The organism is Halomonas sp. I5-271120 (genome assembly GCF_030553075.1).
GTDB lineage: Bacteria > Pseudomonadota > Gammaproteobacteria > Pseudomonadales > Halomonadaceae > Onishia > Onishia taeanensis_A.
The window spans coordinates 2,992,556-3,008,145 of the sequence record NZ_CP130701.1 but is presented as its reverse complement, the minus strand read 5'-3'; the positions used below and the strand labels follow the sequence as shown (position 1 = coordinate 3,008,145).

The window sequence follows — 15,590 nt, the reverse complement described above, 5'->3', positions numbered from 1 at the left end:
CCGATTCCGCCGAGCTCCGGCCCCCTATCGTATTGCCGTGAAAGCGGCTGGAAGCCTCACGTTGCCAAGCCATTGCTACAATCTCTTACAAAAACCGTCATACCAGTAGTACAGTGCGTTACTAATAAATAAACATATAATATTGCGCGGTGATGCTAATCGCCTCCCCTCAGGCACCTTGAGGCAGTAAGGCATCTACCCCATCCAGGAGTGCTTCATGCACTTCGTATCGGCCCCGACTGCCCTGGCAAAGAGATAGCATCATGGCTTTTGATGACACCTCATTGGATGACACCAGGCACGACCTGGATCGACTCAAGGCCATGACCGAGTCCCTGCCCGGTATCGTATTCCAGTTTTATCGTAGCCATCACGGAAAGGTGCGATTTCCCTACCTGGCTGGCGACAGTGCAGTTTTCGGCGATGCAGAGCAGCGCAAGCGCCTACTCGAAGATGCCAGCCATGCCTTCGACCATGTGCACCCTGACGATTTTCCGCGCCTGATGGTCGCCGTAGAGCGCTCGGCCAAGTCACTGATGCCCTTGACTACGCAATTTCGTCACTGCGAGCCAGGAGGCGAAGAATACTGGATCGCCGTGCGTGCTATACCTGAGCGCTTGAGGACCGGCACCCTGTGGAATGGTCTAATGGTCAACATCAGCGAGCAGATCGAGTACCAGGCTCATCTCCGTGAGCTGTCAGACACCGATGACCTCACAGGCCTGCCCAATCGGCGCAAGCTGATGTGCCACCTGAGACGGGAGATCTCTCTGAGCAACCGACATGGCACGCCCCTGTCACTGATGATTATCGACATCGATCACTTCAAGCGCGTCAACGATACCTGGGGCCACCTGCAAGGCGACAAGGTGCTGCGCCGCCTCGCCGATTTGTGCCATGGCCTGTTTAGAGAAGAGGACTGCCTGGCCAGGCTAGGCGGCGAGGAGTTCGCCGTATTGCTGCCACTGACGCCGCTCTCCCACTGTAAGGGCCTGGCCGAACGCCTTCGCCGCGAAATCGCCCACCATGACTTCGGCCTGCCCAATGGCGGTATCACCATCAGCACCGGCATTGCCGAGCATCGCATCGGCGAGCTTCGCGACCAGTTGCTCGAGCGCGCCGACCAGCGGCTCTATGCGGCCAAGCGCCGAGGCCGCAATCTCGTGATAGGCGGCTGACAGAGCGGCAGGTACCGGGCTGGACCTGTATCCTGTTGCGCTGGGTGTGCTTAAGCCAACCGCCGCCTAGCCAGTATGACCAGCGTCTTCACGACCAGCCCTCAGGATCAGCCCCAGGAGCCCCCATGACCCCGACACCCCAGCAGACCCTGCGCGACGTCTTCGGCTACGACGACTTCCGCCCCGGCCAGCGCGAGGTGATCGAGGCCGTGACCGAAGGGCGCAGTGCGGCGGCGATCTTCCCCACCGGCTCCGGTAAGTCGCTGTGCTATCAGCTGCCGGCGCTCACGTTGCCAAACCTGACGCTGGTGGTGTCCCCGTTGCTAGCGCTGATGCAGGACCAGCTCGCCTTCCTGGCTCGCCACGGCATCGCCGCAGCCAGCATCGACTCCAGCCAGAGCCGCGAGGAAACGGCTCGCGTAATGGAAGGCGTCCAGCGCGGCGAGATCCGCGTCCTGATGATCTCGGTGGAGCGGCTCAAGAACGAGCGTTTTCGTGCTTTCATCGCTCGGGTGCCAATCTCGCTGCTGGTGGTCGACGAGGCGCACTGCCTGTCGGAGTGGGGCCATAACTTCCGCCCAGATTACCTGAAGCTACCCGACTATCAGCGCCAGTTCGGCATTCCCCAGGTGCTGCTGCTGACCGCCACGGCGACCCCTCGCGTGATAAAGGATATGCGCGAGCGCTTCGCCATCGCCCACGAAGACGTCACCACCACCGGTTTCTATCGACCGAATCTGGATCTCGCGGTGATGCCGGTGGCATCGGATCAACGCGCCCGCACCCTGGTCGAGTGGCTGAGGCCCCGTCTTGCCGAGGCGGTATCGCGCCCCACCATCATCTACGTGACCCTGCAGCACAGCGCCGAGCGCCTGACCGCCTATCTCGCCAAGGCCGGTATCCAGGCCGCGGCCTATCATGCCGGCCTGCCCGCCGAGACCCGCGACCGGGTCCAGCAGGACTTCATGGGCGGCCAGGTCAACTGCATTGTCGCCACCATCGCCTTCGGCATGGGCATCGACAAGGCCGACATTCGTCAGGTGGTGCACTTCGACCTGCCCAAGTCGATCGAAAACTACAGCCAGGAAATCGGCCGCGCCGGTCGCGACGGCAAGCCTTCCGAATGCCTGGTGCTGGGCGGGCGAGATACCCTGAACGTGCTCGAAAACTTCGTTTATGGCGACACCCCGGAGCCTGACGGTATCCGAGGGGTGATCGGTGAGGCTCTGGCAGCGCCCGGCGGCCAGTGGGAGCTGATGCTCAATGCGCTGTCCCAGGACAGCAACATCCGCCCTCTGCCGCTCAAGACCCTGCTGGTGCAGCTCGAGCTGCGCGGCATCATTGCCCCGCGCTATGCCTACTTCGCCGACTACCGGCTCAAGTTCCCCGGCGGCCCGGCGGCACTGGTCGAGCGCTTCAGCGGAGAGCGCCAGGCCTTCCTGCAGGCCATCGTCGACTCAAGCACCGCCGCCCGCACCTGGCACACCCTGGACTTCGCGACCCTCGAGCGGCTTGGCCAGGAACGCGGCCTGGACACCCGCCGAGCGCGGGTGATCACCGCGCTGGATTACTGCCGCGACCAGGGCTGGCTGGAGGTCGAAAGCAAGCAGATGACCGAGGTCTACGAGGTGCTCGCCCCCCAGGCGGACGCCGAGCGCCTGACCGGGGAGCTCAGCGCCTACTTTCAGGACAAGGAGCACAGCGAGATCCGCCGCATCCATGCCATGCTCGAGCTCTTCGAGAGCGAAACCTGTCTCAGCCGGCGCCTGGCCAGCTACTTCGGCGACGACCGGGCTCCCGAGCACTGCGGCCATTGTTCAGTATGTCGCCAGGGCCCCGCCCAACTGCCGCCTGGCACTCCCCTTCCCCCGCTGCAGCCACATCAGGTCACGGCCTGGTGTGCACCTCTCAGCGAGCGCTATCGCGAACTTTTCGGTGCGCCACCCTCCCCGGCACTGCTGGCGCGCTTTCTGTGCGGCCTTACGCTGCCGGTATTCACTCGTCTCAAGGCGCGTCGTCTGGAGGGCTTCGCCGCGCTGGAAGCCTACCCCTTCGCCGAGGTGCAGGCTTTTCTGGACGCCCAGCCGACACCCTCGTCGTGATCTAGGTTTCTCAAAACGCCCAAGAGGTCAACCGAACCTGGCTTAGACGTTTGGCCCATCGGTGGCGCAAACGTTTGCGCGTTACAATGCAGACCTGAATTCTCAGCTATAGCGTGAATCCCGTGAAACGTCATGGCCTGCTCAATGCCCCGCTCAATGCCCTGATCGCCGAGCTCGGACATACCGACACCCTGGTGATTGCCGATGCGGGACTGCCGATCCCGACCGACGTGCCGCGTATCGATCTTGCGGTAACGCCCGGCCTGCCCGGTTTCCTGCCGGTGCTCGATGCACTGCTCGAAGAGCTGTGCGTCGAGAGCGTGACCCTCGCCAACGAAATAACTACTCACAGCCCGGCACTCAATGACGACATCCAGCATCGCCTGGCCGAGCTTGAGGCGAGGGACGGCCACCCGGTCGAGGCATCCTATGTGTCTCACGACACCTTCAAGCAGTCGCTCAAGAAGGCCAAGGCGGTGATTCGCACCGGTGAGTGCACACCCTACGCCAACGTTGCCTTGCACAGTGGGGTGCCGTTTTGAGCGCCGAAACGCGCCAGGCGCTGATGGCGCTGCAAGGCATCGAGAAGCGCTTTTCCGGCGTCACCGTGCTAGAGGGCGTCGATCTCGCGCTGTATCCCGGCCGCGTTAAGGCACTGGCTGGCGAGAACGGCGCCGGCAAATCGACCCTGATGAAGGTGCTCAGCGGTGTCCACCAGGCCGATGCCGGCGAGATCTGGCTGCGTGGCGACAAGGTCCGTTTCGCTACACCCCGCCAGGCCATGGATGCCGGCATCGCCATTATTCATCAGGAACTCAACCTGGTTGGTGGTCTCTCGGCCGGCGAGAACATCTTCCTTGGCCGTGAACCGCGCACCCGCCTGGGTACCGTCGACTGGGCACGGCTGTACCGTCAGGCCGGCGAGCTGCTGGCTCGCCTCAAGCAGCATATTGATCCGCGCACGCCGGTTGCCGGTCTCAGCATCGGCCAGCAACAGATGGTCGAGATCGCACGCGCCCTGTCGCTGGACGCCGAAATCATCATCATGGATGAGCCCACCGATGCCCTGACCGATATCGAGACCGATATCCTCGAGCAGGTAGTCGCCGCACTGCGCGAGGAAGGCAAGTCGCTGGTGATGATCACCCACCGTCTGCCCGAGATCTTCCGCATGTGCGATAGCGTCGCGGTGCTGCGCGACGGTCAACTGGTGCATGACGGGCCGACCACGGCACTTAGCGAGAACGATCTGATCCGCAAGATGGTGGGGCGTGAGCTCGCCGACCGTTATCCCTATGAACCACCGACGCTCGGCGAGGAGATGATCAACGTCGACCGACTGTCGGCGCCCGGCGTCTTCGAGGTGTCCTTCTCGGCCCGGGCCGGTGAAGTGCTGGGTTTCGGCGGCCTGATGGGGGCCGGCCGCACGGAGATGGCTCAGGCCATTTGCGGCGATGTGCCCATCAAGGGCGGCGAAGTCCGCATTCGGCAAGCATCAGTGCGCTTCGCCTCGCCCCAGGAGGCGCTGCGCGCAGGCCTAGTCTATGTGCCAGAAGACCGCAAACAGGCCGGGCTGCTGCTCGAGCACTCGGTGGCCGACAACATGTCGCTCGCCGCCCTACCCGCTTTCTGCGGCCCGCTCGGCCTGATCAACGCCGGACGTGAACGCGCCGCGGTGGCGCACTATATCGAGGCCTTTCGCATCAAGCTGCAGGACATGCACCAGCCCATCGACACCCTCTCCGGCGGCAATCAGCAAAAGGTTTCCCTGGCCAAGGCGCTGATGACCCAACCGGACACCGTGATTCTCGATGAGCCCACCCGCGGCGTCGATGTCGGAGCCAAGCGCGAGATCTATCTGCTGATCAATGAGCTCAAGCGCCAGGGCAAGTGCGTGCTGCTGATCTCCTCGGAAATGCCCGAACTGCTGGGCCTTTCTGACCGCATCATGGTGCTCGCCAATGGCCGCATCAGCGGCGAATTCAACCGCGAAGACGCCACTCAGGAAACCATCATGACCGCCGCTGCCCACAGCGAAGCAGCCACGGAGACCGTCACCCCATGAGCACCCTCACCATGAACAAGACCGCTACCCGGCTGTTGATCGACAACAAGGCCTTCCTCGCGCTTGCTCTGCTGGTCATCGTCAGTGCCGCCCTGAGCGACAACTTCCTGACCGTCGACAACATCCTCAACGTGCTGCGTCAGTCGAGCATCAACGCCATCATCGCCATGGGCGTGACCTTCGTCATCCTGACCGCCGGCATCGACCTGTCGGTGGGCGCGGTGCTCGCCCTGACGGGCGCCTTCGCCGGCGCCATGACGGCCTCAGGCCTGACACCCTGGGTGGGCGTGCCCGGCACCGTTGCCGCCGGCGCCTGCCTTGGTGCCATTTCCGGGGCCTTCGTGGCCTTCGGGCGCATCCAGGCCTTCATCGTCACCCTGGTGGCCATGACCATCCTGCGCGGGGCGGCACTGGTCTTCACCGATGGGCGCCCGATCTCAATCGGCACCACGCCGGCCGCCGACCTGTTCTGGCAGCTCGGCGGCGGCTACTGGCTAGGCGTGCCCATTCCCATCTATTTGATGTTCTTCGTCTTCGTACTGTGCTGGGGCGTGCTGCATCACACCCGCTTCGGCCGACATGTCTATGCAGTGGGCGGCGGCGAGAAAGTGGCGCGCCTATCCGGCATCAACGTCGCCCGCATCAAGATCAGCGTCTATGCGATCTCCGGGGCCTGTGCGGCGCTGGCAAGCGTGGTACTGACCGCCCGCCTGGGGTCTGCCCAGCCCACCGCCGGCACCGGCTATGAGCTCGACGCCATCGCCGCGGTGGTGATCGGGGGCACCAGCCTGATGGGGGGCCGTGGGCGCATCTTCGGCACCCTGGTCGGTGCGCTGGTGATAGGCGTGCTCAACAACGCGCTCAATATCATGGGCGTGTCATCGTATTTCCAGATGATCGCCAAGGGCGCGGTCATCCTCCTGGCCGTGCTGCTCGACAGCCGGTCAAACTCGTCGTGACACGCCAGCACGACGCCTGTGCTTCACAACATGTTTGACAACACTCTGCATAACAAGACCTTAGGAGCCAGACCATGAAGAAACTGCTACTCGCCTCCGCCGTCGCCGCGGGCATCGGTCTCAGTGGCAACGCCATGGCCGATCGCATTGCCCTGGTGGTGTCGACGTTGAACAACCCCTTCTTCGTGACCATGCAGGAAGGGGCCGAACAGCGGGCCGAGGCCCTTGGCCACGAGCTGATCGTTCTGGATTCCGGCAATGATGCCGCCAGGGAGCTCTCCAACGTCGAAGACGCCTTGTCCCGCGACATCGACCTGCTGCTCATGAACCCGACCGACTCCGATGCTGCCGTATCCAGCGTGCGCTCTGCCAACGCCCGCAACGTGCCGGTGATCACCCTGGACCGCAGTGCCAACGGCGGTCGCGTAGCCTCACACATCGCGTCCGACAACGTCGCCGGCGGCCAGCTTGCCGGGGGCTTCATCGCCGAGCAGTTGGGGGGCGAAGGCCAGATCGTACAGCTCGAGGGTGTGCCGGGTGCTTCGGCCACCCGCGATCGCGGCGAAGGCTTCATGGCGGCGATCGAAGCCGCTCCTGGCCTCGAACTGGTGGCCTCTCAGCCGGCCAACTTCAACCGCACCGAAGGCCTCAACGTGATGGAGAACCTGCTGCAGGCCCATCCGGACATCCAGGCGGTGTTTGCCCAGAATGACGAAATGGCGCTGGGCGCTCAGCGTGCCCTGCAGGCTGGCGGCAACGACGACGTGATCCTGGTCGGCTTCGATGGCACCGATGCCGGTGTCCAGGCGGTGAAAGACGGCCTCATGGACGCCACCATTGCTCAGCGACCCGCGCTGATCGGGGCTCTCGGTATCAACACCGCCGATGCCCTGCTCAAGGGTGAAAGCGTCGAGGCCAATATCCCGGTGCCGCTGAAGCTGATCACTAAGGAATAAGCAGAGCCCATGGCTCGACTGAAGGACGTGGCAAAGCAGGCGGGGGTGTCGATCACCACCGTCTCTCACGTGGTCAACCAGAGCCGCACCGTTGCACCCGCGACCCGTCTGCGGGTGCAACGGGCCATCGCGGAGCTTGGCTATCGCCCGGATACCATTGCGCGCTCGCTGCAATCCAGGCGCAGTCGTACCATCGGCATGATCGTGACCAGCGCCGACAACCCCTTCTTCTCGGCGCTCATTCGCGGCGTTGAGGATCACTGCTTCGACTGCGGCTACAGCCTCATGCTTTGCAATGCCGACGACGTCGACGACAAGCAGGTCGCTTATCTCCACACGCTCCTCGAGCGCCGCATCGACGGGCTGATCGTGATGACCTCGCGCAACGGCCCTGGCTTTCTCGAGGCCCTGAACCGTCAGACCCTGCCCACCGTAATGCTGGATGCAGCCACAGCCCCGCGCCCGGATATCGCCGTGGTCAACGACGACTCGCGCCTGGGCGCCCGGCTTGCCATCGAGCACCTGCTTGCCCAAGGCCTTGACGATATCGCGCTACTCACCGGCCCCACCGACCACCCGCGCTCCCAGGAGCGCCTGGCCGGCGCGCTGGACGCCTGCCAAACCGTGGGCCTTACGCTGCCCTCAAGGCACATCATCACTACCAACCTGCTGGCCGATGGCGGTTATGCCGCCATGCGCGAACTGCTTGAAAAGGATCACCGGCCCCAGGCTGTGTTCGCCTTCAACGACCTGGCCGCTATCGGTGCCATTCGCGCCGCCCTCGAGGCGGGGCTCAGCGTGCCAGACAAGATGTCCGTGATCGGCTACGACGATATCGACGTCGGCCGCTATACCTGCCCCGCCCTGACCACGATTCATCAGCCCATCTACGAGCTTGGCGCCACCGCGATCGCACAGCTCATCGACCGCCTGGAGCATCAGCGCCCCTTCGCACCGTTAACCGCCCTGCCGCCGCGGCTGGTAGTGCGGGAGTCGGTCAGGCAGCGCGAACGCTGATCACATGCCTGCTCCTTACTCGGCCTCGTCGCCAATCCCATGGCGCTTCAGCTTGTTGGCGATGGTGGTGTGGGACACCCCCAGCCGACGCGCCAGCTGGCGGCTCGAGGGGTGCTTAGGATAGAGAGCGGCGAGCACGCGCTTCTCGACGTCGCCCATGATCTCACCGAGCGAACCCTCCAAGTCCACCCCGGCGAGCCCTGGCCCCTGGCCCACTTCAGGCAGGCGCAGGTGCGCCGGCTCAATGGTGCCGCCTTCACATAGCGAAACGGCCTGGAAGAGCACGTTCTCGAGCTGACGCACGTTGCCCGGCCAGTGATAGCTCGAAAGCCTCGCCTGAGCCGCCGGCGAGAGCTCGGGCAGCGGGCAGCCGATCTGGCGCGCGGCGCGGTCGAGAAAGTGCGCTGCCAGCTCCTCAATCCCGTCGAAACAATCGCGCAGCGGCGGGACCTGCACCGAGAGCACATTGAGGCGATGGTAAAGATCCTGGCGGAAGAGTCCCTCGGCGCAGAGACCCGGCAGGTCCTGCTGGGTGGCGCATATCACCCGCACGTCGAGATAGGTCTCCTCGTCGCTGCCCACCCGGCGAAAGCCGCCATCCTGCAGGAAGCGCAGCAGCTTGACCTGCAGCCGCGGGCTCATCTCACCCACTTCATCGAGAAAGATCGTGCCGCCGGCGGTCAGCTCCAAAAGCCCCAGCTTACCCTCCGGCCGGGCGCCCTCGAAGGCGCCTGAGGCATAGCCGAACAGCTCGGTCTCGGCCATCGACTCGGGCAGTCCCGCACAGTTCAGCGCCATGAAGGGCGCCTGGCCACGGGCGCTGGCCAAGTGGCAGGCTCGGGCCAGCAGTTCCTTGCCGGTGCCGGTCTCGCCCTCAATCAGCAGAGGCGCGTCCAGTGGCGCCATGCGCCGAGCCTCGCGAATCAGGTTGGCGAGTCGTGGGCTCGACTGAAAGATCGATTCGAAGCCGCGCAGCTCCTGGCGCTGGACCTGGTAGATACGTTCACCGATACGATCCGCACGATGCAGCGTCACCACCGCGCCGGCAAGCGAAGCCACATCGTCGTGCCGTTCCCGGTGCAGCGGCGCGATGTCGGCCAGGTAGGTGGCGCCCTTGAGCTTGAGACGCAGGCCATTGACCCGGGCATTGTTGCGCCGAATCAGATCCGGAAGATCCAGATCGGGCAGGTAGCGATCCAGCGACAGGCCCGGCACCTCGTCGACCCGCACGCCAAGCATCTGCCCGGCGGCCCGATTGGCCGCCACCACGCGCCCGTCCATGTCGATCGACATCACCGGTTCGGAGAGCGATGAGAGCAGCGCATCCAGCTCCAGATGACGCCGCTCGCTGGGCATGAGGCTGACGCGCTTGACGCCGAAAACACCGGGTATGGTCTCAAGCGTCGGCTTGAGGGAAGCCAGCTGGGCGTTAAGCAGCTGCGGCAGGTGCAGGTAGATGGTGTTGCCATGATCGCCGCCCACCTCGCCATGGGCCACGTTGACGCCATAATCGGCAAAGTGGGCGACGATGTCCCGCAGGATGCCGATCCGGTTCTGGCAGTGAAATTTCAGGCGCATGGCGATGTCCGGTAAGAATCCCTGTTAAAGGTAGCGGTGTGCCCGTGGCGCGACATGGCGTCACCGGGCATCACGGGCGTCAAGGCGCCGTGACTCGTCTGTAAAGCTAACGTGACACCCGACGCGCTTCAAGGCCATGAACCAGCGGCAGCGACGATTTCATGGCGTCTCAAGCACGCAACCGTCAACTTTTCGTGACGCTTTTCGCGCCAGACAGGTGGTCAGGTGGCATAAAAGCGACTTCCCACGAGTCCCGGCTCTCATAGACTGAGATCAGGCGAGAAGCACAAGACACTGCCGTGCCTTTCGCGACAGCTCGCAACGACCAATAACAAAAGCACGCCAACCGGAGACTGCTGTATGGCCACGCAGACCCAACCGATCGCCGCCAAGCCGAGCCAGTATCAGGCGCGAATGCCCGACGCCGAAGGCCACATCGCCTACAGCGACCAGGAACACGCCACCTGGCAAACCCTGATGCAGCGCCAGCTGCCGATCCTCGAGAACCGCGTCTGCCAGGAGTACCTCGACGGCATGGAGCGCCTGGCCCTGCCCGAGACCCGTATCCCCCAGCTCGCCGAGATCGACCGGGTGCTAGAAGCCACCACCGGGTGGCAGACCGCCCAGGTGCCGGCACTGATCCCCTTCGATACCTTCTTCGAGCTGCTCGCCCATCGCCGCTTCCCGGTCGCCACCTTCATTCGCACCCCGGAGGAACTCGACTACCTCCAGGAACCGGACATCTTCCACGAGATCTTCGGGCACTGCCCGATGCTGACCAACCCCGCCTTCGCCGACTTCACGGCGACCTATGGCAAACTCGGTCTGGCGGCGAGCCCCAAGGAGCGGGTCTACCTGGCGCGACTCTACTGGATGACGGTGGAGTTCGGCTTGGTCGATACCCCACAGGGACGACGCATCTACGGCGGCGGCATCATTTCATCGCCCAAGGAGACCCTCCACGCGCTGTCCGATGCCCCCGAGCACCATGCCTTCAATGCACTGGAGGCGCTGCGCACGCCCTATCGCATCGACATCCTGCAGCCGCTCTATTACGTACTTGACGATCTTGAGACCCTGCACGACCTTTCCCGACAGGACATCATGGCACTGGTGCATCGCGCCATGGAGCTTGGCCTGCATGACCCCAAGTTTCCGCCCAAGCCCAAAGTCGTCGACGCCTGATCATTGCCACCCTGATCATTGTTAAATAGACCGGCCGATTCGATGTCACCCTGACATCTCTGACCGCCCATTATCATCACCCAACCCCTGAGGATTACCCCATGAGCGATCTTTCCGAACAGCAGTGCGAAGCCTGCAGCTGGGATGCTCCCCACGTCACCGACAGCGAGGTCGAGATGCTTGGCCAGCAGATTCCCGAGTGGCAGATCATCGACCGCGATGGCATCATGCAACTGGAACGTGTCTTCAAGTTCCGCAATTTCAAGCAGGCCCTCGCCTTTACCAATCGGGTCGGTGACATTGCCGAGGAAGCCGGTCACCATCCCGCGCTTCTTACCGAATGGGGCAAGGTCACCGTGACCTGGTGGTCACATGAAATGAAGGGCCTGCACAAGAACGATTTCATCCTAGCCGCCAGAACCGACGAGGTTGCAGCCTAAAATGTTCGAGCAGATTCAGCGGGTGCCCGGGGACGCGATCCTCGGGTTGATCGAAGCCTTCAACAACGACACCAACCCCCAGAAAGTCGACCTGGGCGTCGGGGTCTACCGGGATGCCGCCGGCACGACGCCCGTGATGCGGGCCGTCAAGGAGGCCGAAGCCCTGCTGCTGAAGAACGAGACCACCAAGAGCTACATCGGCTCTCACGGTGATCCGCGCTACGGCAAGGTGATCCTGCCCATGCTGCTGGGCGAGGAGTCGCCGGTGCTGGCAGCCAACCGCGCCAGTGCGACCCAGTCGCCCGGCGGCACCGGGGCCCTGCGCCTGGCCGCGGACTTCATTCGCACCCAGCTGCCGGGCCGCGGCATCTGGGTCAGCGATCCCACCTGGCCGAACCACCTGGGCATCTTTCATGCCGCCGAGCTGAAGCTTGGCAAGTATCCCTACGTCGATGCCGACAACCGTCTGGACTTCCCGGGCATGCTGGCGGCGCTGAAGGAGATCCCGGTGGGTGACGTCGTGGTGCTGCACGCCTGCTGTCATAACCCGTCCGGCTTCGACCTGTCCCGTGAGCAGTGGCAGCAGGTGCTGGAGGTGGTACAGGAACGCGAGCTGCTGCCGCTGGTCGACTTCGCCTATCAGGGCTTTGGTGAAGGCCTCGAGGAAGACGCCTATGGCGCGCGCCTGCTGGCCGAGAATCTCGATGAGGTGCTGATCACCAGTTCCTGCTCCAAGAACTTCGGCATCTACCGTGAGCGCACCGGCGCCCTGGTGGTAATCGCCAAGAACCAGGAGCAGATGGAGAACGTGCGCTCCCAGGTCGCTATCGTGGCCCGCGAGAACTACTCCAACCCGCCCGCCCATGGCGGCGCCATCGTCACCGAGATCCTCGAGTCGGCGGAGCTGGCCGCGGTGTGGCGCGAGGAGCTGACCGAGATGCGCGATCGCATCAACGGCCTGCGTCGCGACTTCGTCGAAGCCCTGAAGCCCCATGGCCTGGCCGACAAGTTCGCCTGTGTCGGCGAGCAGCGCGGCATGTTCTCCTACACCGGCCTCAGCCCGGAGCAGGTCGACAGGCTGCGTGACGAGTTCGGCATCTACATGGTGCGCTCGGGCCGGGCCAACGTGGCAGGCTTCTCCGATGAGAACCTGCCCTACCTGGCCAAGGCCTTCGCGGCGGTCAACTAAGTAGGCACCCCCGCCACACCAGCACGCCCGGGTTCGCCCGGGCGTGTTGCGTTCTGCCCCTACCTCGCCTGAGCCGATGCCTTCCCGAACGACAAACCGCCCCGCCGGCGGTGCCGACGGGGCGGGAGATAGTCCGCAGACGGATGGATCAGCTTGCGTAGCGGCTGACGTCCAGATCTTTAGGGTCGATCTCTGTCTTGCGGCGATCCATCAGATCGGCCAGCAGATGGGCGCTACCACAGCTCATGGTCCAGCCCAGGGTGCCGTGGCCGGTATTCAGCCACAGGTTGTCGTATTTGGTGGCGCCAATGATCGGCGTGGAGTCCGGCGTCATCGGGCGCAGGCCGGTCCAGAATTCAGCCCGGCCGACATCGCCCCCTTCCGGGAAGACATCCTTCACCACCATGCTGATGGTGGCACGCCGCTTCTCGAGCAGACTCATGTCGTAGGAGGCGAGCTCCGCCGTACCGCCGACCCGAATGCGGTCGTTGAAGCGCGAAATCGCCACCTTGTAGCTCTCATCCATCACCGTCGACTGAGGCGCACCGCCTTCATCGGTGATCGGCACGGTCAGGCTGTACCCCTTGACCGGGTAGATCGGCAGGCGAATATCCAGATCCTTGACCAGGAACTTGGAGAAGCTGCCCATGCACACCACATAGGCATCGGCACTGATCTCGCCGGCGCTGGTCACGACCGATTCGACTCGGCCCGCGCTGCGCTTCAAGCGCTCGATGGTCACCCCGAAACGGAAGGTCACACCGAGCTGCTCGCGGCAGTAATCGGCCAGGCGGTTGGTGAAGAGATGGCAATCACCGGTCTGGTCGTCAGGCAGGTGCAGGCCACCGACGAACTTGCCAGGCACCCGGGCTAGCGCCGGCTCGACGTCCTTGATCTCCTCGGCATTGAGCAGCTTGTGACGCACCCCACACTGCTCGAGGATCCGCATGTCCTTGCCTACTGCAGCGACCTGACTCTCGTTGCGAAACAGCTGCATCAAGCCCTTCTGGCGATCCTCGTAGCGGATCCCGGTATCCTCGCGCAGCGCGTTGATGCAGCCGCGGCTGTACTCGGCGACACGCACCATGCGCTCCTTGTTGATCGCATAGCGCTCGGGCGTGCAGTTCTTGAACATCTGCATCATGAAGCGCGCCATGGTGGGGTCGGGCTTGGGCTGGATCTTGAGCGGCGCGTGTTCCTGGAACATCCACTTCATGGCCTTCTGGGGTATGCCGGGAGCCGCCCAGGGGGAGGAAAAGCCGAACGAGACCTGGCCGGCATTGCCATAGCTAGTCTCCATGGCCGGCGCGTCCTGGCGATCGATGACCGTGACCTCATGGCCCTGACGCGCCAGGTAGTACGCACTGGTGACACCCACCACACCGCTGCCGAGTACGACGACCTTCATTGCCTCTCCCCTTCTTGTTGCTGTCTTGTTGCTTTCGTTGGATATGCTGCGCCTCATGCCCGCCCCAATGACCATCAGGGCATGCCCCGTCAGCGCGCTGACGAGGGACACGAGTATAAGGGAGGGGAATCAGAAAAATATTCTGAATAAGATCATTTATATCGGATTAAAGCCCAAAATTAAGGCAATTAAGCAGCACTTAACCCTAATAAAAAGCCATAAAAAGAAAATATCACTGCGAATAGTCTATCGACGGACGTCGCTGCTGATATAACCACCAGGCGAGAGTGCCGGCCAGGACATTACCGATCGCCGCGCCCATGGCCAATCCGGCCATGCCCGCAAGCTGGCTGCCCAGCCACAGGCAGGGCAGATAGCAGACAAACAGGCGGACGCCCGACATCAGCATCGCCCCCAGCGGCCAGCCCAGGGCATTGCCGGCCGACACCACCACCATACACAGGCCCAGCAAGGCATAGCTTGGCAGCAAGAAGCGAATCAGCATGGCCAGATCATCACGGACCTCCGGATTGCCCGACAGCAAGAGTGCAACCCAGGGAGCCGCCAAGGCCAGCAGCACGCCCAGCGCCAACTGCCAGCCGATGATGACCCGAGCCGCCAGGCGCATCAGGCGGCGAATGGTGTCCCCATCGCCGGCGCCATGACAGCGCCCGAGCCAGGGCGGCAGTGACATGGTCAGCGCCAGTACCAGCATCAGCGATACCGTTTCCAGGCGACTGGCAAGGCCCCAGGCCGCCACGCTGGTCTCCCCGAGGGTCGCGACAATGCGGGTGGAAAGCATCGCTGCCAGGGGTGGCATCAGCTGACTGACCATGGCCGGCGCGGCGATTCCTGCAAACCCAGGCGCCGAACGGCGTGCCTCGGAAAGCAGCCCCTGCCAGGCCAACCAGTCATGACGAGCAAGACGCCCCGACAGCAACACCAGCCCGCCGCTGAACGCCAGCACCGTGGCCCAGGCCGCACCGGGAAGCCCCAGGCCCTCCCAGTCACCGACGCCGAAGATCAGCAACGGATCGAGCATCAGGTTGATCAGGCTAGTCACCACCATCAGCTTGCCCGGCAAGCGGGTATCGCCGTGGGCACGAAAGAGGCTATAGCCGAAGTAGACCAGGGCCCCCAACCAAGCCGCCAGAAGCTGAGGTCCCCAATAGGATCGAATCAAGGAAAGGCTATCGGACTCTGCCCCGAGCAGGGGAAACAGGCGGCCCTGCAAGGTCCACAGCAATAACGCCAACACCGCGATCACGCAGCCGGCAACCACTAGCACCAGGCTGCCCAGACGCCTAGCGCGTTCATGCTCACCAGCGCCCAGTACCCGCGACAGCTGGGCCGCGATGGCGATCCCCAGGCCCACCTGGACGCCGATGATCAGAAAGGATAGCGGAAAGGTAAACGACTGGGCGGCCAGGGGCGCCGTGCCCAGGCGGGCGATAAAGGCACTATCGACCAGCTGGAAGCCCAACAGGGCCATCACACCGATGGCCATCGGCCA

Annotated in this window: 13 protein-coding genes; 10 read left to right on the top strand and 3 right to left on the bottom strand. The window is 63.7% G+C overall.

Going from position 1 to position 15,590, the window contains the following annotated elements; translation table 11 throughout:
* The first annotated feature begins 263 nt into the window (after positions 1–263).
* The 7 genes from Q2K57_RS13475 (at position 264) to Q2K57_RS13445 (ending at position 8,277) form a co-directional block, all read left to right on the top strand.
* Positions 264–1,178: a sensor domain-containing diguanylate cyclase gene (locus Q2K57_RS13475; protein ID WP_304525377.1), complete on the top strand. Its 915-nt coding sequence runs from the start codon at positions 264–266 to the stop codon at positions 1,176–1,178.
* Positions 1,179–1,303: 125 nt separating this feature from the next.
* Positions 1,304–3,280, top strand: coding sequence for an ATP-dependent DNA helicase RecQ (locus Q2K57_RS13470; protein WP_304525376.1), 1,977 nt, complete (start codon positions 1,304–1,306; stop codon positions 3,278–3,280).
* A 122-nt stretch (positions 3,281–3,402) separates the two neighbouring features.
* Entirely contained in the window at positions 3,403–3,822 is a 420-nt protein-coding gene (gene rbsD / locus Q2K57_RS13465; RefSeq protein WP_304525375.1) for a D-ribose pyranase, read from the top strand.
* The gene (locus Q2K57_RS13460; RefSeq protein WP_304525374.1) at positions 3,819–5,345 is read left to right on the top strand and encodes a sugar ABC transporter ATP-binding protein; all 1,527 of its coding nucleotides are present in this window, start codon (positions 3,819–3,821) and stop codon (positions 5,343–5,345) included. Before rbsD ends, Q2K57_RS13460 begins: the two co-directional genes overlap by 4 nt.
* Positions 5,342–6,304: a ribose ABC transporter permease gene (rbsC, locus tag Q2K57_RS13455; RefSeq protein WP_304525373.1), complete on the top strand. Its 963-nt coding sequence runs from the start codon at positions 5,342–5,344 to the stop codon at positions 6,302–6,304. Before Q2K57_RS13460 ends, rbsC begins: the two co-directional genes overlap by 4 nt.
* Positions 6,305–6,378: 74 nt before the next feature.
* A complete protein-coding gene (rbsB, locus tag Q2K57_RS13450) occupies positions 6,379–7,260 on the top strand; it encodes a ribose ABC transporter substrate-binding protein RbsB (protein WP_304525372.1) in 882 nt (293 codons plus the stop codon).
* Between the two features lie 9 nt (positions 7,261–7,269).
* Positions 7,270–8,277 (top strand): LacI family DNA-binding transcriptional regulator, encoded by a 1,008-nt coding sequence (locus tag Q2K57_RS13445; RefSeq protein WP_112053207.1) that lies wholly within the window; start codon positions 7,270–7,272, stop codon positions 8,275–8,277.
* A 15-nt stretch (positions 8,278–8,292) separates the two neighbouring features.
* Here Q2K57_RS13445 and Q2K57_RS13440 read toward each other — a convergent pair whose 3' ends face one another.
* Positions 8,293–9,855: a sigma-54-dependent transcriptional regulator gene (locus Q2K57_RS13440; RefSeq protein ID WP_112053208.1), complete on the bottom strand. Its 1,563-nt coding sequence runs from the start codon at positions 9,853–9,855 to the stop codon at positions 8,293–8,295.
* Positions 9,856–10,215: 360 nt separating this feature from the next.
* On the opposite strand from Q2K57_RS13440, the gene phhA reads away from it, so the two are divergent.
* The 3 genes from phhA (at position 10,216) to Q2K57_RS13425 (ending at position 12,669) form a co-directional block, all read left to right on the top strand.
* Entirely contained in the window at positions 10,216–11,040 is an 825-nt protein-coding gene (gene phhA / locus Q2K57_RS13435; RefSeq protein WP_304525371.1) for a phenylalanine 4-monooxygenase, read from the top strand.
* 101 nt (positions 11,041–11,141) lie between these two features.
* Positions 11,142–11,480, top strand: coding sequence for a 4a-hydroxytetrahydrobiopterin dehydratase (locus Q2K57_RS13430; protein WP_304525370.1), 339 nt, complete (start codon positions 11,142–11,144; stop codon positions 11,478–11,480).
* Position 11,481: 1 nt separating this feature from the next.
* A complete protein-coding gene (locus tag Q2K57_RS13425) occupies positions 11,482–12,669 on the top strand; it encodes an amino acid aminotransferase (protein WP_112053211.1) in 1,188 nt (395 codons plus the stop codon).
* A 148-nt stretch (positions 12,670–12,817) separates the two neighbouring features.
* Here Q2K57_RS13425 and Q2K57_RS13420 read toward each other — a convergent pair whose 3' ends face one another.
* On the bottom strand, positions 12,818–14,077 hold the full coding sequence (locus tag Q2K57_RS13420) for a D-amino acid dehydrogenase (RefSeq protein ID WP_304525369.1): 1,260 nt from the start codon (positions 14,075–14,077) through the stop codon (positions 12,818–12,820).
* Positions 14,078–14,309: 232 nt separating this feature from the next.
* Complete coding sequence (locus Q2K57_RS13415; RefSeq protein WP_304526703.1) at positions 14,310–15,584, bottom strand: MATE family efflux transporter; 1,275 nt, start codon at positions 15,582–15,584, stop codon at positions 14,310–14,312.
* Positions 15,585–15,590: the final 6 nt, after the last annotated feature.